This is a genomic window from Pseudomonas sp. FP1154 (assembly GCF_030687245.1).
Taxonomy (GTDB): domain Bacteria; phylum Pseudomonadota; class Gammaproteobacteria; order Pseudomonadales; family Pseudomonadaceae; genus Aquipseudomonas; species Aquipseudomonas rhizophila.
Map to the genome: position 1 here is coordinate 2,041,331 of NZ_CP117465.1, position 17,856 is coordinate 2,059,186.

The 17,856-nt window shown below is 61.2% G+C and carries 12 protein-coding genes and 1 pseudogene; 8 read left to right on the forward strand and 5 right to left on the reverse strand.

Annotated elements, in window-relative coordinates:
• The first annotated feature begins 94 nt into the window (after positions 1-94).
• The 3 genes from topA (at position 95) to PSH91_RS09265 (ending at position 3,809) form a co-directional block, all read left to right on the forward strand.
• The gene (gene topA, locus PSH91_RS09255) at positions 95-2,707 is read left to right on the forward strand and encodes a type I DNA topoisomerase (protein WP_047227206.1); all 2,613 of its coding nucleotides are present in this window, start codon (positions 95-97) and stop codon (positions 2,705-2,707) included.
• Positions 2,708-2,944: 237 nt separating this feature from the next.
• Positions 2,945-3,469 carry a DUF6586 family protein gene (locus PSH91_RS09260; protein ID WP_274090240.1) on the forward strand — a complete coding sequence of 175 codons (525 nt, stop codon included), beginning with the start codon at positions 2,945-2,947 and terminating at the stop codon, positions 3,467-3,469.
• Between the two features lie 106 nt (positions 3,470-3,575).
• Positions 3,576-3,809: a hypothetical protein gene (locus tag PSH91_RS09265; protein WP_047227208.1), complete on the forward strand. Its 234-nt coding sequence runs from the start codon at positions 3,576-3,578 to the stop codon at positions 3,807-3,809.
• A gap of 71 nt (positions 3,810-3,880) precedes the next feature.
• On the opposite strand, the gene sulA is transcribed toward PSH91_RS09265, so the two are convergent.
• Together sulA and lexA are read right to left on the reverse strand one after the other, a co-directional pair.
• Entirely contained in the window at positions 3,881-4,354 is a 474-nt protein-coding gene (gene sulA / locus PSH91_RS09270) for an SOS-induced cell division inhibitor SulA (RefSeq protein WP_047227209.1), read from the reverse strand.
• A gap of 10 nt (positions 4,355-4,364) precedes the next feature.
• Positions 4,365-4,973, reverse strand: coding sequence for a transcriptional repressor LexA (gene lexA, locus PSH91_RS09275; RefSeq protein WP_047227210.1), 609 nt, complete (start codon positions 4,971-4,973; stop codon positions 4,365-4,367).
• 240 nt (positions 4,974-5,213) lie between these two features.
• Here lexA and PSH91_RS09280 point away from each other — a divergent pair, with 240 nt between their 5' ends.
• The 4 genes and pseudogenes from PSH91_RS09280 to PSH91_RS26700 form a co-directional block, all read left to right on the forward strand.
• Positions 5,214-5,921, forward strand: a complete 708-nt coding sequence (locus PSH91_RS09280; protein ID WP_047227211.1) for a TetR/AcrR family transcriptional regulator — start codon at positions 5,214-5,216, stop codon at positions 5,919-5,921.
• Positions 5,922-6,104: 183 nt separating this feature from the next.
• On the forward strand, positions 6,105-7,103 hold the full coding sequence (gene nagZ, locus PSH91_RS09285; RefSeq protein WP_196304600.1) for a beta-N-acetylhexosaminidase: 999 nt from the start codon (positions 6,105-6,107) through the stop codon (positions 7,101-7,103).
• A gap of 11 nt (positions 7,104-7,114) precedes the next feature.
• Positions 7,115-7,855 (forward strand): S-methyl-5'-thioinosine phosphorylase, encoded by a 741-nt coding sequence (locus tag PSH91_RS09290; protein ID WP_047227213.1) that lies wholly within the window; start codon positions 7,115-7,117, stop codon positions 7,853-7,855.
• A 60-nt stretch (positions 7,856-7,915) separates the two neighbouring features.
• Positions 7,916-8,059: pseudogene (locus PSH91_RS26700) on the forward strand (hypothetical protein); the annotation flags it as partial.
• Between the two features lie 1,396 nt (positions 8,060-9,455).
• Here the strand turns inward: PSH91_RS26700 and PSH91_RS09295 are convergent.
• From PSH91_RS09295 to mfd, 3 genes are read right to left on the reverse strand one after another with little or no spacing between them, the layout of a single operon-like run.
• On the reverse strand, positions 9,456-12,149 hold the full coding sequence (locus PSH91_RS09295; protein WP_305467934.1) for a DEAD/DEAH box helicase: 2,694 nt from the start codon (positions 12,147-12,149) through the stop codon (positions 9,456-9,458).
• An 11-nt stretch (positions 12,150-12,160) separates the two neighbouring features.
• Positions 12,161-12,727: a CsiV family protein gene (locus PSH91_RS09300; protein WP_160893006.1), complete on the reverse strand. Its 567-nt coding sequence runs from the start codon at positions 12,725-12,727 to the stop codon at positions 12,161-12,163.
• Between the two features lie 10 nt (positions 12,728-12,737).
• Positions 12,738-16,187: a transcription-repair coupling factor gene (mfd, locus tag PSH91_RS09305; RefSeq protein WP_305467936.1), complete on the reverse strand. Its 3,450-nt coding sequence runs from the start codon at positions 16,185-16,187 to the stop codon at positions 12,738-12,740.
• A 168-nt stretch (positions 16,188-16,355) separates the two neighbouring features.
• On the opposite strand from mfd, the gene PSH91_RS09310 reads away from it, so the two are divergent.
• Positions 16,356-17,819: a glyceraldehyde-3-phosphate dehydrogenase gene (locus PSH91_RS09310; RefSeq protein WP_047227217.1), complete on the forward strand. Its 1,464-nt coding sequence runs from the start codon at positions 16,356-16,358 to the stop codon at positions 17,817-17,819.
• Positions 17,820-17,856 lie beyond the last annotated feature (37 nt).

The window sequence follows — 17,856 nt, forward strand, 5'->3', positions numbered from 1 at the left end:
GCGCTTGACCTCACCTTGCAGCCACTATATATAGCGGTGCCGCGTCAGGCGCCAACCGCCTTTCACTTTTTAGAATTCAGGAATTTTCTGATCCATGGGCAAATCGCTGGTCATTGTGGAATCCCCGGCTAAGGCCAAGACCATCAACAAGTATCTGGGCAACCAATACGTGGTGAAGTCGAGTATCGGCCATATCCGAGACCTGCCCACCAGCGGTTCGGCTAGCGCCAGCAAGGAGCCAGCCGCCAAGCGCGGCAAGGCTGCTGCCGGTGAAGCGCCGGCGCTGTCGCCCAAGGACAAGGCGCGCAAGCAGCTGGTCTCGCGCATGGGGGTTGATCCGGAACACGGCTGGAAAGCCAAGTACGAGATCCTCCCGGGCAAGGAAAAGGTCATCGAAGAACTGCGTCGGCTCGCCAAGGATGCCGACACCATCTATCTGGCGACGGACTTGGACCGCGAAGGGGAAGCCATTGCCTGGCACCTGCGCGAAGCCATCGGTGGGGATGACAGCCGCTACAAGCGCGTGGTGTTCAACGAAATCACCAAGAAGGCCATCCAGGAGGCCTTCTCCCAGCCAGGCGAGCTGGACATCGATCGGGTCAACGCCCAACAGGCGCGGCGCTTCCTCGATCGCGTGGTGGGCTACATGGTCTCGCCTCTGCTGTGGGCCAAGATCGCCCGTGGCCTGTCGGCCGGGCGTGTGCAGTCGGTCGCCGTGAAGCTGGTGGTGGAACGCGAGCGGGAGATCCGTGCGTTCATCCCTGAAGAATACTGGGAAGTCCACGCCGACCTCGGCACCGCCAAGGGCGCCACCGTGCGCTTCGACGTGGCGCGCGAGAAGGGTGAAGCCTTCAAGCCGCTCAACGAAGCCCAGGCCATGGCTGCGCTGGAGAAGCTCAAGGCTTCCAGCTACAGCATCGTCAAGCGCGAAGACAAGCCGACCAGCAGCAAGCCGTCGGCACCGTTCATCACCTCCACGTTGCAACAGGCCGCGAGCAACCGCCTGGGTTTCGGCGTGAAGAAAACCATGATGATGGCCCAGCGTTTGTACGAAGCGGGCTACATCACGTATATGCGTACCGACTCGACCAACCTCTCGGCCGATGCCGTGACAATGGCGCGCACTTATATAGAAAGCGAGTTCGGCAAGAAATACCTGCCGGAGACGCCGAACGTCTACAGCAGCAAGGAAGGCGCACAAGAGGCTCACGAAGCGATTCGTCCCTCCGATGCCAACACCGAGCCAAGCAAGCTGTCGGGCATGGAGCGCGATGCCGAGCGCCTCTACGAGCTGATCTGGCGCCAGTTCCTGGCCTGCCAGATGCTGCCGGCGCAATACCTGTCGACCACGGTCACCGTCGGTGCTGGCGACTTCGAGCTGCGCGCCAAGGGCCGCATCCTGAAGTTCGACGGCTACACCCGCGTCATGCCGCAAATCACCAAGCCGGGTGACGACGACGTCCTGCCTGACATGGCCCAGGGCGATGTGATGAAGCTGATCAAGCTTGATCCGACCCAGCACTTCACCAAGCCGCCGGCCCGTTATTCGGAAGCCAGCCTGGTCAAGGAAATGGAAAAGCGTGGCATCGGTCGTCCTTCGACCTACGCGGCGATCATTTCCACCATCCAGGACCGCGGTTACGTGGCGCTGCACAACCGTCGGTTCTATTCGGAAAAGATGGGCGACATCGTCACCGAACGTTTGTCCGAGAGCTTCTCCAACCTGATGGACTACGGCTTCACCGCCGGCATGGAAGAGAACCTCGACGATGTGGCCCAGGGTGAGCGGGACTGGAAAAACGTCCTCGACGAGTTTTATGGCGACTTCAAGAAAAAGCTCGAAGTAGCCGAAAGTGCCGAGAACGGCATGCGGGCCAACCAGCCCGTCATGACCGACATCCCATGCCTGACGTGTGGTCGTCCGATGCAGATCCGTACCGCCTCGACTGGCGTGTTCCTGGGTTGCTCGGGCTACAGCCTGCCTCCCAAAGAGCGCTGCAAGGCGACGGTCAACCTGGTGCCGGGCGACGAAATCGCCGCGGACGACGAGGGGGAATCGGAATCCCTGGTGCTGCGCGGCAAGCACCGCTGCCCGATCTGCAGCACAGCGATGGATGCCTACCTGTTGGATGAGAAGCGCAAGCTGCACATCTGCGGTAACAATCCCGATTGCGCCGGTTACGAGATCGAAGAGGGCACCTATCGCATCAAGGGCTATGAAGGTCCGAGCCTTGAGTGCGACAAGTGTGGCAGTGAGATGCAGCTCAAGACCGGCCGTTTCGGCAAGTTCTTCGGCTGCACCAATCCGACCTGCAAGAACACCCGCAAACTGCTCAAGAGCGGTGACGCGGCGCCGCCGAAGATGGACCCGGTGAAGATGCCTGAACTCAAGTGCGAGAAGGTCAACGACACCTACATCCTGCGCGACGGCGCGTCCGGCCTGTTCCTGGCGGCGAGCCAGTTCCCGAAAAACCGCGAGACCCGTGCGCCGCTGGTGCTGGAGATCGTGCCGCACAAGGATGAAATCGATCCGAAGTACCATTTCCTCTGCGAAGCTCCGCAGAAGGATCCGGAGGGTCGGCCGGCGGTGATTCGTTACAGCCGCAAGACCAAGGAGCAGTACGTGCAGACCGAAGTCGACGGCAAGCCAACCGGCTGGAAGGCGTACTACGACGGCGGCAAATGGAAGGTTGAAGACAAGCGCTGATTGATAAAGTGCTTTCTTGTGGCGTACGGGGCCTCTGTGGCGAGGGAGCTTGCTCCCGCTGGACCAGTCCGATATTTCGGGCGCAGCCGTCCCAATAGCCTCAAGTAAACAAAAGGCCGCATGACAACCCGTAGGTTTTCATGCGGCCTTTTTGTTTTTGCCTTGCAGTGGCCTCGGTTGTTCCACGACACTGTCGCCCTTGCGTGAAGCTTTTATTTCGTTGGGGAGAATGCCGCCATGGCCCACGAACTCTACACCCGCACCAATCAGAAAATTTATTTCGCCGGCCTGTCGCTCGAAGCGCTCGCCAGGGCAGAGGATGGGCGTGCGATGAATTCCCCCGCGCTGACCCAGGCCGGGCGCGAATCAGCGCTGTTTCATCTGTACGGCGCGTTGTTGGGGCTTTGCCACGAAATTGCCGGTTTCTACCGTCTGCCGCAGGCAAATGCGCCCCGGGCCGAACTGTTGTTGACAGAAGAAGTGTTGGAAACCATCGCCATTCCGGAACTGGCCGAAATGGTCGAGCTGGCGCACAACCCGCAAACCTGGCTGGCGCAACTGTTGGCGGCACACGCGGCACTGTTCGAGCCACCCCGTGCTCCTCGCAAGCCTAAGGGCGACGTGACCCAACCTTTGATCATGGCGGTCAATCTGGACGAAGAAGAGCCCGAGCAGGCGTTGAGCCGAGAGGAGCTGGAAAGCTGGCGTCAGAACCTCAAGAGCCTGGCAATCCGCTTTCGCGAAGGGCTGAACGAGTGCTGAGTTTTCCCTCGATCCGTAATATTCGCCCATAACGCTTGGTCAAGATCCCGAGCGAAGCCTGGCCGATGACTATATAATCCTCGCCTTTCGTGGAGAACAGACTTTTATGCCAACGTCCTTTCTAGAAATTGTCGAACTTCCTGATGGCCGCATCGAGCTGCGCAGGGCCGAGGACGAGGGTTCTCTGGTTACCTTGAACTTCTCCGAGGACGCCAAGGCCTTCCTGCAAGGCCAGCACGTCGAAGTCGCCAAGGCGATGTTGAGTGTGGGCGTGCAGATGGCAGGTCGTCTGGTTGAAGGCGAATTCAACAAGGAAGAGGGGCCGCGGGTTCTTCATTGATCCCGCCTGTCGGCTTTTTGGACGATAGTGTTCCTGGCCGGCTTCTCTGTCCTGGAGAAGCCCTGCGTTTTTTAGCCCAATCGAATATTCAGGCTTTGTGCGTCCCCGGTGCGCGCGGCGCTGATCAACTGTTGCCGTGCGGTCGTGGTCAACGGATTGAGCCAACTGACCACCGTATGGCTGCGGCCCAGGCGCAACGCTTCGCAGGTCAGTTGCTGGGCGCTTTGAGTGCCTCGCGGCTGTAGCAGCAGGATGCGCTCACGGTTCAGGCCCGCATCTCGCAGCCAGGCCTGGGTGACACTGGCCGGTGGTGCGATCAGCGTCAGCCAGCGAGCGTCCTGGTCCTGGCTCAGCTCGCGCAGGATCGGCGCCAGCAGGTTCAGGCAGTTCCCGGCGGCACCACGTAACGACAGTTCGCTGAAGGCCTCGGGCTCGGCGCCCCAAGGTGACTCGATCACCTCTTTGAGGGCGGGAACCAGCGGTTGGGCCATGAACGCCTCGAACAGCGGAAGTTGAGTGTGTTGTGGTGTGTGTGGGAACTGCATAAAGCCTCCTTTAGCGGCGAATAACGCCGACACTCAAGCCTTCGATGACCAGATCCTGATCTTTAAGATTGACTTCGATGGGGGCGAACTCGGGGTTCTCGGCAATCAGCCAGACCTTGCTGCCGTCGCGCTTGAAACGCTTGACGGTTACTTCATCACCGATTCGCGCCACCACGATCTGGCCGTTGCGGGCTTCGCGAGTGGTGTGGACCGCAAGAAGGTCGCCGTCGAAGATGCCGATGTCCTTCATGCTCATGCCGTGCACGCGAAGAAGGTAGTCAGCTCGCGGATGGAAGAACGATGGGTTGATGTTGCAGGACTCCTCGACATGCTGCTCGGCGAGGATCGGAGCACCTGCCGCTACCCGGCCGATGATCGGCAGGGTGGTTTCGTCGGCCTTGGCCTCGAAACCGGGGATGCGAATGCCACGGGACGCGCCCGGGGTCATTTCGATAGCGCCCTTGCGAGCCAGCGCCTTGAGGTGCTCTTCAGCCGCGTTGGGCGACTTGAAGCCCAGTTCCTGGGCGATTTCCGCGCGGGTCGGCGGGTAGCCGTTGTCTTCGAGGCAGCGTTTGATGAAGGCTAGAATCTCTGCTTGGCGTGGCGTCAGCTTTAGCATATTGATCGCTCTGTCTTTTTATACAGTGACTGGGATTATATACAGTGGGCGCGGCTTGGCAATCCTCCTTTTCGCACAGGCCGCTGGACGGTCGGTCGGGCCGCAAAAACGTCATGGGCTACAGCGGGCCGCAGGTGTGGTTAAATATCTGACCGAGCGTTCGCAAAACGTCCCGGCAGGCTTGACAACCCCAAGGCTGAAACGTATGTTTCAAACAAGTGTTTGTCAGGCGGAGTAGCCATGGCCCAGTCGGAAACCGTAGAACGCATTCTCGATGCTGCCGAGCAATTGTTCGCGGAAAAAGGTTTCGCTGAAACCTCATTGCGTCTGATCACCAGCAAGGCCGGGGTGAACCTGGCGGCGGTGAATTATCACTTCGGTTCGAAGAAAGCGCTGATCCAGGCCGTGTTCTCGCGTTTCCTCGGGCCTTTCTGTGTCAGCCTGGATCGTGAGCTGGAGCGGCGTCAGGCCAAGCCTGACGTCAAGCCAACCCTGGAAGAGCTGCTGGAGATCCTGGTCGAGCAAGCCCTTGTCGTGCAGCCACGCAGCGGTAACGACCTTTCCATTTTCATGCGCTTGCTGGGCCTGGCATTCAGCCAGAGCCAAGGCCACCTGCGGCGGTATCTGGAAGACATGTACGGCAAGGTTTTCCGCCGCTATATGCTTCTGGTCAACGAGGCCGCGCCGCGCATTCCGCCGATCGAGTTGTTCTGGCGCGTGCATTTCATGCTCGGCGCCGCTGCCTTCAGCATGTCCGGCATCAAGGCGCTGCGGGCCATCGCTGAAACCGATTTCGGTGTGAATACCTCGATTGAGCAAGTGATGCGTCTGATGGTGCCATTCCTGGCTGCTGGCATGCGCGCCGAAAGTGGCGTCACCGATGAGGCCATGGCTGCCGCGCAGTTGCGCCCGCGCAGCAAATCAACCCCGGCGCTCGCCAAGGCCTGAGTGCACGGGTGGGCGCGGCTGCCTACATCCGCTAAGCTAGCGGCCCATGCCGACTCTCGTTTCGAACCCGCTTTATATTTCATTGCATAACCGTGACCTGCCGGGCCTGGAGCCCGGCGGCGCGGTCGTGCGTGCGCCGCTGTGCGGGTTCATTGTTATCAAGGAAATATTATGACTGCTGGCCTGCAAGGCTCGTTGATGGTGGACGTCGCCGGTACCTGGTTGACGGCCGAAGATCGCCACCTGTTGCGCCAGCCCGAAGTGGGTGGCCTGATCATTTTTGCTCGCAATATCGAGCATCCACGCCAGGTGCGCGAGCTGAGCGCCTCGATTCGCGCCATCCGCCCCGACCTGCTGCTGGCGGTCGATCAGGAAGGCGGGCGTGTGCAGCGCCTGCGCCAGGGGTTTGTGCGTTTGCCGGCAATGCGGGCGATTGCCGACAACCCGAATGCCGAATACCTGGCCGAGCAGTGCGGCTGGATCATGGCCACTGAAGTGCTGGCGGTCGGCCTCGATTTGAGTTTTGCCCCGGTGCTGGACCTCGATCATCAACGTAGCGCGGTGGTCGGCAGTCGTGCCTTCGAAGGCGACCCCGAGCGCGCAGCGCTGCTGGCAGGTGCCTTCATTCGGGGTATGAACGCCGCCGGTATGGCTGCCACCGGCAAGCATTTCCCCGGCCACGGCTGGGCCGAAGCCGATTCCCATGTGGCCATTCCCAACGATGAGCGCAGCCTTGAACAGATCCGCGCCCACGATCTCGTTCCGTTCGCCAAACTGAGCAAGCAACTGGCGGCCGTCATGCCGGCCCATGTCATTTATCCGCAGGTCGATGCCAATCCGGCCGGTTTTTCCCGGCGCTGGCTGCAGGACATTCTGCGTGGCGAATTGCAGTTCGATGGTGTGATCTTCAGCGATGATCTGTCGATGGCGGGTGCTCATGTGGTGGGTGATGCCGCCAGTCGTATCGAGGCGGCGTTGTCGGCCGGTTGCGACATGGGGCTGGTGTGCAACGACCGCGCCGCCGCCGAACTGGCCTTGAGCGCCGCCCAGCGGTTGAAGGTCAAACCATCGGCGCGCATCGCACGCATGCGCGGGCAGGCCTTCGCCTCCACCGAGTACCGCCAGGACCCACGCTGGCTGACGGCAATCAGCGCGCTGAAAGCCGCCCAACTGATCGATTAAGGACATTTGTCATGACCGTTTACGCAATTATCGGCGGCACTGGCCTGACCCAACTCGAAGGTCTGACCATTCGCCAGTCCCTGGCAGTAGAAACGCCCTATGGTGCGCCATCGGCCGAGGTGCAGATCGGTGACTACGCCGGGCGCGAAGTGCTGTTTCTGGCCCGTCACGGCCATCCTCATCGCTTTCCACCTCATCAAGTGAACTATCGCGCCAATCTCTGGGCCCTGAAGCAGGCCGGCGCCGAGGCGATCCTGGCGGTCAACGCCGTGGGCGGGATTCACGCCGCGATGGGGACCGGGCATTTCTGCGTGCCTCACCAATTGATCGATTACACCAGCGGCCGTCAGCACACCTATTTTGCCGATGACCTGGAGGCGGTTACCCACATTGATTTCAGCTACCCCTACAGCGAGGCGCTGCGCCAGCAACTGATCGCCGCCCTGGCCGCCGAAGGCTGTGGCTACAGCAGCCATGGCGTCTACGCCTGCACCCAGGGCCCGCGCCTGGAAACCGTGGCCGAAATCGCCCGCCTGGAGCGCGACGGTTGCGACATCGTCGGCATGACCGGCATGCCGGAAGCGGCGCTGGCCCGTGAACTGGAGCTTGATTACGCCTGCCTGGCGCTGGTGGTGAATCCGGCGGCGGGCAAGTCCACGGCTGTGATCACCATGGCGGAAATCGAGCAGGCGCTGCATGATGGGATGGGGAAGGTGAAGTCGACGTTGGCGCGGGTATTGATGGCTGGCTAGCGGAACAGGCAGTGAAAACGGGCGCAAAGGTTTCCTGCTGCCAGCAAGGGCTATTCGGGCAAGATTCTGTTGTTTTCCCAGTTCACCTCAATGCTGGCCTTGATTGAGGAGGAGCTGCAAAAGCGCAGCCTTGACTATTCGTTGTTGACCGGCAGCACCACGGATCGGCGCACGCCGGTGAGGGATTTTCAAAGTGACAAGGTATCTACCGGTTAGTCAGCTATCGCGAGCAAGCTCGCTCCCACAGGAGATTCGGGGTGCAGACCTATGCTGCGCTCACCTCAGGGCAATGTGGGAGCGAGCCTGCTCGCGATGACGGCGGCACAGCCAAGATCTCCAACAACTGAACCACCGCTATCGCGAGCAGGCTCGCTCCCACAGGAGATTCGGGGTGCAGACCCATCCGGCGCTTACCTCAGGACCATGTGGGAGCGAGCCTGCTCGTGATGACGGCGGCACAGCCAACATCTCCAACAACTGAACCACCGCTATCGCGAGCAAGCTCGCTCCCACAGGAGATTCGGGGTGCAGACCTATGCTGCGCTCACCTCAGGGCAATGTGGGAGCGAGCCTGCTCGCGATGACGGCGGCACAGCCAACCTCTTCAACATCTGAATCACCGCTATCGCGAGCAAGCTCGCTCCCACAGGAGATTCGGGGTGCAGACCTATCCAGCGCTCACCTCAGGGCAATGTGGGAGCGAGCCTGCTCGCGATGACGGCGGCACAGCCAACATCTCCAACAACTGAATCACCGCTATCGCGAGCAGGCTCGCTCCCACAGGAGATTCGGGGTGCAGACCTATCCGGCGCTTACCTCAGGGCAATGTGGGAGCGAGCTTGCTCGCGATGACGGCGGCACAGCCAACATCTCCGACAACTGAACCACCGCTATCGCGAGCAGGCTCGCTCCCACAGGAGATTCGGGGTGCAGACCTATCCTGCGCTCACCTCAGGACCATGTGGGAGCGAGCTTGCTCGCGATGACGGCGGCACAGCCAAGATCTCCAACAACTGAATCACCGCTATCGCGAGCAGGCTCGCTCCCACAGGAGATTCGGGGTGCAGACCTATCCAGCGCTCACCTCAGGGCAATGTGGGAGCGAGCTTGCTCGCGATGACGGCGGCACAGCCAAGATCTCCAACAACTGAATCACCGCTATCGCGAGCAGGCTCGCTCCCACAGGAGATTCGGGGTGCAGACCTATCCGGCGCTCACCTCAGGGCAATGTGGGAGCGAGCTTGCTCGCGATGACGGCGGCACAGCCAAGATCTCCAACAACTGAATCACCGCTATCGCGAGCAGGCTCGCTCCCACAGGAGATTCGGGGTGCAGACCTATGCTGCGCTCACCTCAGGGCAATGTGGGAGCGAGCCTGCTCGCGATGACCGCGGCACAGCCAACCTCTTCAACATCTGAATCACCGCTATCGCGAGCAGGCTCGCTCCCACAGGAGATTCGGGGTGCAGACCTATCCGGCGCTCACCTCAGGGCAATGTGGGAGCGAGCTTGCTCGCGATGACGGCGGCACAGCCACATCTTCAACATCTGAATCACCGCTATCGCGAGCAGGCTCGGCTCCCACAGGGATTGCTGTGAATCAGCGTTTTTCCAGCTTGTCCGGCAATGGCGCGAACAGTGCCTCGATATCGTCGCTTTGCAGTTTCCAGTCTCCGGCCACGCGCCCGTCCAATACGCCGGCTGCGAGGTCGGATTTTTCCTTCTGTAGTAGCTGAATCTTCTCTTCCACCGTGCCTCGGGCAATCAGCTTGTAGACGAACACCGGCTTCTCCTGGCCGATGCGATAGGCGCGGTCGGTCGCCTGGTTTTCGGTGGCGGGGTTCCACCATGGATCGTAGTGGATCACCGTGTCGGCCTCGGTGAGGTTCAGGCCTACGCCGCCGGCCTTCAGGCTGATCAGAAAGATCTGACGCTTGCCGCTCTGGAATTCCTTGACCGGCGTACGTCGGTCCCGGGTCTGGCCGGTCAGGATGGCGTAATCGACGCCGCGTTTCTTCAGTTCGTCTTCGATCAGCGACAGCATCGAGGTGAACTGAGAAAACAGCAGCACCCGGCGACCTTCTTCAAACAGCTCTTCGAGCATCTCCATCAGGCTGTCGAGCTTGCCCGAGGTGCTGCCGCGGGCGGGCAGGGCGGCATCGTTGAGCAGGCGCAGGTCACAACAGACCTGGCGCAGCTTGAGCAGCGCCTCGAGAATGATGATCTGGCTGCGAGCCACGCCTTTGCGGGTGATCTCGTCGCGTACCTTCTTGTCCATGGCCAGGCGCATGGTTTCGTAGACGTCCCGCTGGGCATCGCTGAGCTCGACCCAATGAATGATCTCGGTCTTGGGTGGCAGTTCTGTCGCCACTTGCTCCTTGGTCCGGCGCAGCAGAAAAGGTTTTATCCGACCGTTGAGGTGCTGCAGTCGCACATCGCTGCCGCGCTTTTCAATCGGCACGCGGTAGTCGCGGTTGAAGCTCTTGACGTCCCCGAGCCATCCCGGCAGCAGGAAGTGGAACAACGACCACAATTCGCCCAGGTGGTTTTCCAGCGGCGTACCGGACAGGCACAGCCGCTGGCGGGCGTTGAGTTCGCGGGCGGCCTCGGCGGCTTTGCTGTTCGGGTTCTTGATGTACTGGGCTTCATCGAGGATCAGCACGTGTAACGGCTGCTCCGCCAGGCGCTGGACATCCTTGGGCAACAGCGCATAGGTGGTGAGGACCAGGTCGTAATCGTTCAGCCGGTCAAAGTGCTTCTTGCGCCCGGCGCCGTACAAGGCCAGCACCTTGAGTTGCGGGGTGAAGTGGGCGGCCTCGTCGAGCCAGTTGGGGATCAGGCTGGTGGGCATGACCACCATGCAAGGGCGGTCGAGGCGCCCGGCGTTTTTTTCGCTGAGGATGTGCGCCAGGGTTTGCAGGGTTTTGCCCAGGCCCATGTCGTCCGCGAGGATGCCGCCGACTTCCAGTTGCCTGAGCGATTGCATCCAGCTTAAACCTTCGAGCTGATAAGGCCGCAGCGTGGCGTTCAGACCGTCTGGCGCGGTGCTGGTGAAGTCCTTGATGTCCCGCAGGCGCTGGGCCAGGCCACGAATGTGTTCGCCGCCTTCCCAGCGCAAGGGCATGTCTTGCAGCGGGTTCAGGCGCAGGGCATCCGCGCTGTTCAAGCGCAGTTTGGTGGTGCCCGGTTCTTGCAGGTAAAACTCGCCCAGGGTGGCCAGCACCGGTTTCAGCCGGCCATAGGGCAGGGCCACTTGCTGCGGGCCGAACTCGGAGTTCGGGCGGTTAGGCAAGTTGACCAGAATGAGTTCGTCATCGCGACGCCTGGCCAGGCGTTCCGGGTTGAACAGCTCGATGTGCGAACGCATCAGGTTCAGCAGAATCGGCAGCAGGCTCAATCGCTCACCGTTGACGATGATCCCCAGTTCCAGATCGAACCAGTCCCGTTCCGGCGTTTCTTCGACCGTGGCGTACCATTCGTCCACCGCCGTCAGGTCGAAACCGAAATCCTCGTCGATCTGCAACTCCCAGCCCTGGCTACGCAGTTTCGGCAGATCGTTGAGGGTGAACGTCAGCCACGCACTGTCGTTGACCATCTCGTACAGTTCACCGGCGCTTTCGGGCAGGGCCTTGCTTTGTCGGGTTGCGATTTTGAAGCCGAGGATTCGAAGCTGTTCGCGGTAGGACTGCTCCACTTCTGTCTGGCGTTTTATCCGCAGCGTCTGTGTGTCCTGGCGAATCAGTACGTCAGTGTTGCGCTGGCCGCTGACGTATTCGTCCAGGTAGCTGAAAGACAGGGCGGCGCGGTGCTGGATGTAGCGCTGCATCTTGCCATTGCGCGGCTCGAAAGCGCTGAACTCGATGCTCGCCAGCCACAGCCGCGGCATTGGTTGGACGTTGTCCACCAGCACTTGCGGCGGGGCCTTGGGGCTGCGGTTTTCCAGCACGGCCTGGAGTTTCTCCAGCAACTGCGCGTCTTTCTGGGCGGCCGGGTAGGCCAGGGTTTCCTGGACTTGCAGCAGTACCGCCGCGCAATGCTTGCAGTTGATGCGCACCGGGCAGGTACAGGCGGCTTCAAGCAGAATCAACGTGCCTTTGGCTGATTCTTTCAGACGAATCGTCTGGCGGTAAACGTTACCCCCAGAGCCTTCACAACTGGCGGTGATGGTGCTGTCGCCAGCCTCGACGATCCTGACGCGGTTTTCCAGCGCGTAACGGCGCCCGCGCTCCAGGCTCTGTTCCTTGAATCGATTGACCCAGGAGGGTGCCAGGGGTTTGCTCAGGGGCGAGGGCATAGGCGCGCCGATCAGTCCGGAATGACGTCAGGCGCCTGCCGTGGCGCAGGCGCAGTCAGCGAGGTGATTTTGATCAGCAGGCCGAGGTGGCCGTTGTCGAGGAAATTCAACTGGCCATTTTTGGTATGGCTCTGCTGTTTGAGGCGTTCGCTGGAAGTGACCAGGCCATTGGTGTCGATCTGGTTGATCCAGAAGTCGGCGTCCACGTCGGTAAACCGCCCCAGTTTCAGTTCCAGGGTTCCTTCGATGGGAAACTGGCCGAACTGTTCTACGCCATCACTGACGGCGATTCGGCTGCCCTGTTCGCCCAGGTTCTGCTGCCAGGCTTTGTGCATCAGCACCGTGTACTGGCCGCTGGCGTTGAGTTTTTCCACGATGTGACCCAATGCAGGCGTGCGCTGGCTCTTCGCGTCCAGGCGTTGCGCGCCCGCGTCCCAGTCCTCCGGTGCGGCGCGGCTGACAATCGCCGGTTCGGCGTTCTGGCGCATCAGGATCATTTCAACCTGATACAGGTCATCGGCAAACGCCAGGGGAGCGACCAGGGTCATCAACAAGGTCAGTGAGCGAAACAGGCGCATGGGGCGTCCTTCAAGCAGGGGTCGGAGTGAGGCGCTCGAACAGCGCTTCTACGGTATTGAAACGCTCTTCCGGGCGTTCCATGGGCACCATGAATTTGAACATCGTGGCACCTTCGAACTTGTAGCGTTTGGGCTGGCCCTGGATCAGCTTGATCAGTACCAGCGGGTCGACCGGCGTCTGGGCTTCGAACTCGATACGACCGCCATTGGGGCCGCCGTCGACTTTCTTGATGCCCAGTTGCTCGGCCTTGAGCTTGAGCCAGGTGGTACGCACCAGGTTCTTGGTTGGCTCCGGCAGCAGGCCGAAGCGGTCGATCATCTCCACTTGCAGGTCCTTGAGGCCTTCTTCGTCAGTGGCCGAGGCGATGCGTTTGTAGAGGATCAGCCGTGCGTGGACATCCGGCAGGTAGTCTTCCGGGATCAGCGCCGGCACCCGCAGATTGATTTCCGGCCCGCCGCCCAACGGTTGGTCGAGGTTCGGTTGCTCACCCTTGCGGATCGACTTGACCGCCCGTTCGAGCATTTCCATGTACAGGGTGAAACCCACGGCCTGGATCTGGCCGCTCTGGCCGTCGCCCAGCAACTCGCCTGCACCGCGGATTTCCAGGTCGTTGGTGGCCAGCACGAAACCGGCGCCCAGGTCCTGGGTGTTGGCGATGGCTTCCAGGCGCTTTTCCGCGTCCGGGGTGATCTGCTGGCGCGGTGGCGTCAACAGGTAGGCGTAGGCCTGGTGGTGACTGCGCCCGACCCGACCGCGCAACTGGTGCAACTGGGCCAGGCCGAATTTGTCGGCGCGCTCGATGATGATGGTGTTGGCGCTCGGCACATCGATGCCGGTCTCGATGATGGTCGAGGCGATCAGCACGTTGAAGCGCTTGTGGTAGAAATCGCTCATCACCTGTTCGAGTTCACGTTCGCGCATCTGCCCGTGGCCGATGCCGATGCGGGCTTCCGGCACCAGCTCAGCCAGGTCGGCGGCGCATTTCTCGATGGTCTTGACGTCGTTGTGCAGGTAATAGACCTGGCCGCCACGCAGCAACTCGCGCAGCAGGGCTTCCTTGATCGTGCTTTTGTTCTGCTCCATGACGAAGGTGCGCACCGACAGGCGACGGGCCGGCGGCGTGGCGATGATCGACAGGTCACGCATGCCCGACACTGCCATGTTCAGCGTGCGCGGGATCGGCGTGGCCGTCAGGGTCAGGATGTCGACCTCGCTGCGCAGGGCCTTGAGCTGTTCTTTCTGGCGCACGCCAAAGCGGTGCTCTTCGTCGATGATCACCAGCCCCAGGTTTTTGATCTTCACATCGTCCTGCAGCAGTTTGTGCGTGCCGATGACGATGTCGATCTTGCCCTCGGCCAGATCGGCCACCGCCGCGTTCACTTCCTTGGTGGACTTGAAGCGGCTCATCACCTCCACGGTCACCGGCCAGTCGGCGAAGCGGTCGCGGAAACTGTTGTAGTGCTGCTGGGCAAGCAGGGTGGTGGGCACCAGGATTGCCACCTGCTTGCCGCCGTGCACGGCAATGAATGCGGCGCGCATCGCCACTTCGGTCTTGCCGAAACCGACATCGCCGCACACCAGCCGGTCCATCGGTTTGGGCGCGAGCATGTCAGCGCGCACGGCCTCGATGGTGGTTTGCTGGTCGACGGTTTCCTCGAAGGGGAACCCGGCGCTGAAGGTTTCGTAGTCGGCTTTCGGGTCGGCGAAGGCGTAGCCCTCGCGGGCGGCGCGACGGGCATAGATGTCCAGCAACTCGGCGGCCACGTCGCGCACCTGTTCGGCGGCCTTGCGCTTGGCTTTCTGCCAGGTTTCCGAACCCAGCCGATGCAGCGGCGCCAGGGCGTCGTCGCTACCGGTGTAGCGGGCGATCAGGTGCAGGTTAGCCACCGGCACGTAGAGCTTGGCGCCTTCGGCGTATTCAAGGGTGAGGAACTCGGCGGCCTGGTTGTCGATTTCCAGGGTCGCCAGACCCAGGTAGCGGCCTACGCCGTGGTCGATGTGCACCACTGGCGCGCCTTCGCGCAGCTCGGTGAGGTTCTTGATGACCGCGTCGTTGGCGGCGTCGGCACGTTTCTCGCGACGCCGACGCTGCATGACGCGCTGGCCGAACAATGGGCTTTCGGCCACCAGCGCCAGGGCCGGGTCTTCCAGGACAAGGCCATCGTTCAGCGGCGCGATAGTAATCGCCAGGCGGTCTTTGCCGGCGACGAAGTCTGGCCAGCTATCGACGGTTTTCGGCCTAAGTTTCAGGCGTTCAAGCAGTTCCAGCAGCACTTCACGACGACCGGCGGATTCGGCGGTGAACAGCACGCGGCCGGGGAAACCGTCGAGAAAACCGGCCAGGGCCGCCAGTGGCTGCGTGGCCTTGGCTTCGATCGCCAGGTCCGGCAAGGCCTTGGCCGGGAAGCGTTCGCGGCCGACGCCCGTTTCCACGTCCTGCTGGCTTGCCACCACGCGTGGCCAGTTCTTGAGCCGGGCGAAGCAGTCTTCCACCGGCAGGAACAGCTCGGCCGGTGGCAATAAAGGACGGGAAGGATCGACGCGGCGCTCTTCGTAGCGATTGCGCACATCGTTCCAGAAGTTTTCCGCCGCCTGCTCGATGCCGGGCAGGGAAAACACCTGAGTGTCCTGGGGCAGGTAATCGAACAGGGTGGAGGTTTCTTCGAAAAACAGCGGCAGGTAGTACTCGATACCGGCGGGAGTGATCCCGCTGCTCAGGTCCTGGAAGATCGGGCAGCGACGGAAATCCACATCGAAACGTTCGCGAAAGCGCGCCTTGAAGCGGGTCACGGCGTCTTTTTGCAGCGGGAATTCCTTGGCCGGCAGCAGGCGCACCGACTGTCCTTTGTCGATGGAGCGTTGGTTTTCCGGGTCGAAGGTGCGCAGGGTTTCGATTTCGTCATCGAACAGGTCGATGCGGTAAGGCAACTTGCTGCCCATCGGGAACAGATCGATCAGCGCGCCGCGTACCGCGAACTCGCCGTGCTCGTACACCGTGTCGACGCAACGATAGCCACTGGCTTCAAGACGGCTGCGCATTTGCTCGACGTCGAGCTTCTGGCCGATGTCCAGCACCAGGCTGCTGCCGAGCAAAAACTGGGTCGGTGCCAGACGATGTAGGGCCGTGGTGATCGGCACTACCAAAACGCCATGACTGAGCTCCGGCAATCGATAAAGGCTGGCGATTCGCTGGGAAATGATGTCCTGGTGGGGCGAAAACAGATCGTAGGGCAGGGTTTCCCAGTCCGGGAAATGCAGCACAGGCAAATCCGGGGCGAAGAAACTCAGTTCCTGTTCGAGCCGCTCGGCGCTTTGGCTGTCGGCGGTCAGCAGCAGGGTAAAGCGCTTTGCAGCGCTGGCAGCCTCGGCAATGGCCAGGCTCAGGGCGGCACCGGGCAGGTTGCCCCAGTGCTGTTTACCTGCCGCGGCAGGGAGAAGCGGGAGACGCAGAACGGGCACGGAAGGTTGAGCTCCAGCGTTGCGACAAAGTCGGCAATTGTAGCGGGGGAAGGGGGCAGCTGTCAGTCGCAGACTACCCTGGCGAACAGGAAAACCACGGTGCGACAGGCGCGCATTGCTCCGCCGAAGAGTCGGCGGCATAATGTAGCCCCTTTTTTCAGCCCCTACATGTGGAAGGTTCCCGTGACTCAGAAGCCCGACCAGTGTCTTGGTGAATGGATCGATCGTGAAGCACTCGCAGAAGCGATGATCCCTCTCATCGGTCAGCTCTACCGCAATAACAACGTGGTGAGCTCGATCTATGGCCGCAGCCTGATCAACCAGTCTGTCATCGCGATTCTCAAGGCTCACCGCTTTGCTCGCCACCGTTCTTCCGACGACAGCGAACTCTCCGTCCACGAAACATTCCCTCTGCTCAAGGCCATGAGCGAGCTCAAGCTCGGCGCGGCTTCGGTGGACCTGGGCAAGCTGGCGTTCAAATTCCGTAACGAGGGCAACGGCCGTAGCGCCGAGCAGTTCGTTCGCGAAGAGATGGCTGATGTGGTTGGCCAGCAAAACGTTTCGGCACGCAAAGGCACCGACGTCGTGCTCTACGGCTTCGGTCGTATCGGTCGTCTGCTGGCGCGCATCCTGATCGAGAAAACCGGTGGTGGCGATGGTTTGCGCCTGCGTGCCATCGTGGTGCGCAAAGGCGCGGAGAACGACCTGACCAAGCGCGCCAGCCTGCTGCGTCGCGATTCGGTCCATGGTTCGTTCAACGGCACCATTACCATCGACGAAGAAAACAACACCATCACGGCCAACGGTAACCTGATCCAGGTGATCTACGCGAAGAACCCGACCGAGGTGGATTACACCCAGTACGGCATCAAGGACGCACTGCTGGTGGACAACACCGGTGTATGGCGTGACGCCGATGGCCTGGGCCAGCACCTGGCATGCCCGGGTGTCGACCGCGTTGTTCTGACCGCACCTGGCAAGGGCAAGCTCAAGAACATCGTTCACGGCATCAACCACAACGAAATCACCGCTGACGACAAGATCGTCTCCGCCGCTTCGTGCACCACCAACGCCATCGTGCCGGTGCTCAAGGCTGTGAACGACAAGTTCGGCATCATCAACGGTCACGTTGAAACCGTTCACTCGTACACCAACGACCAGAACCTGATCGACAACTTCCACAAAGGCGACCGTCGTGGCCGCAGCGCCGCGCTGAACATGGTGATCACCGAGACCGGTGCCGCCACCGCTGCTGCCAAGGCTTTGCCTGAGCTGGCCGGCAAGCTGACCGGCAACGCGATCCGTGTACCGACGCCGAACGTGTCGATGGCCATCCTCAACCTGAACCTTGAGAAAGCCGCCACCCGTGAAGAGATGAACGAGTACCTGCGCTATATGGCGCTGCACTCCGACCTGCACAAGCAGATCGATTTCGTCAATTCCCAGGAAGTGGTGTCCACCGACTTCGTTGGCTCGCGCCATGCCGGTGTGGTCGACGCTGAAGCGACCATCGTTCAGGATAACCGCGTTGTGCTGTACGTCTGGTACGACAACGAGTTCGGTTATAGCTGCCAGGTCGTTCGCGTGATGGAAGACATGGCCGGTGTAAACCCGCCAGCATTCCCGCGCTAAGCTTTAGCCGCTTGTGAAAACGCCCCGACTTGTCGGG

Excerpts from the sequence above, each read along its gene's own strand:
- sulA (WP_047227209.1), bottom strand. The coding sequence starts at position 4,354 with ATGCAGTTCCCACACACACCACAACACACTCAACTTCCGCTGTTCGAG.
- lexA (WP_047227210.1), bottom strand. The coding sequence starts at position 4,973 with ATGCTAAAGCTGACGCCACGCCAAGCAGAGATTCTAGCCTTCATCAAA.
- PSH91_RS09265 (WP_047227208.1), top strand. The coding sequence starts at position 3,576 with ATGCCAACGTCCTTTCTAGAAATTGTCGAACTTCCTGATGGCCGCATC.
- PSH91_RS09295 (WP_305467934.1), bottom strand. The coding sequence starts at position 12,149 with ATGCCCTCGCCCCTGAGCAAACCCCTGGCACCCTCCTGGGTCAATCGA.
- PSH91_RS09280 (WP_047227211.1), top strand. The coding sequence starts at position 5,214 with ATGGCCCAGTCGGAAACCGTAGAACGCATTCTCGATGCTGCCGAGCAA.
- PSH91_RS09300 (WP_160893006.1), bottom strand. The coding sequence starts at position 12,727 with ATGCGCCTGTTTCGCTCACTGACCTTGTTGATGACCCTGGTCGCTCCC.
- PSH91_RS09260 (WP_274090240.1), top strand. The coding sequence starts at position 2,945 with ATGGCCCACGAACTCTACACCCGCACCAATCAGAAAATTTATTTCGCC.
- PSH91_RS09290 (WP_047227213.1), top strand. The coding sequence starts at position 7,115 with ATGACCGTTTACGCAATTATCGGCGGCACTGGCCTGACCCAACTCGAA.
- PSH91_RS09310 (WP_047227217.1), top strand. The coding sequence starts at position 16,356 with ATGTGGAAGGTTCCCGTGACTCAGAAGCCCGACCAGTGTCTTGGTGAA.
- topA (WP_047227206.1), top strand. The coding sequence starts at position 95 with ATGGGCAAATCGCTGGTCATTGTGGAATCCCCGGCTAAGGCCAAGACC.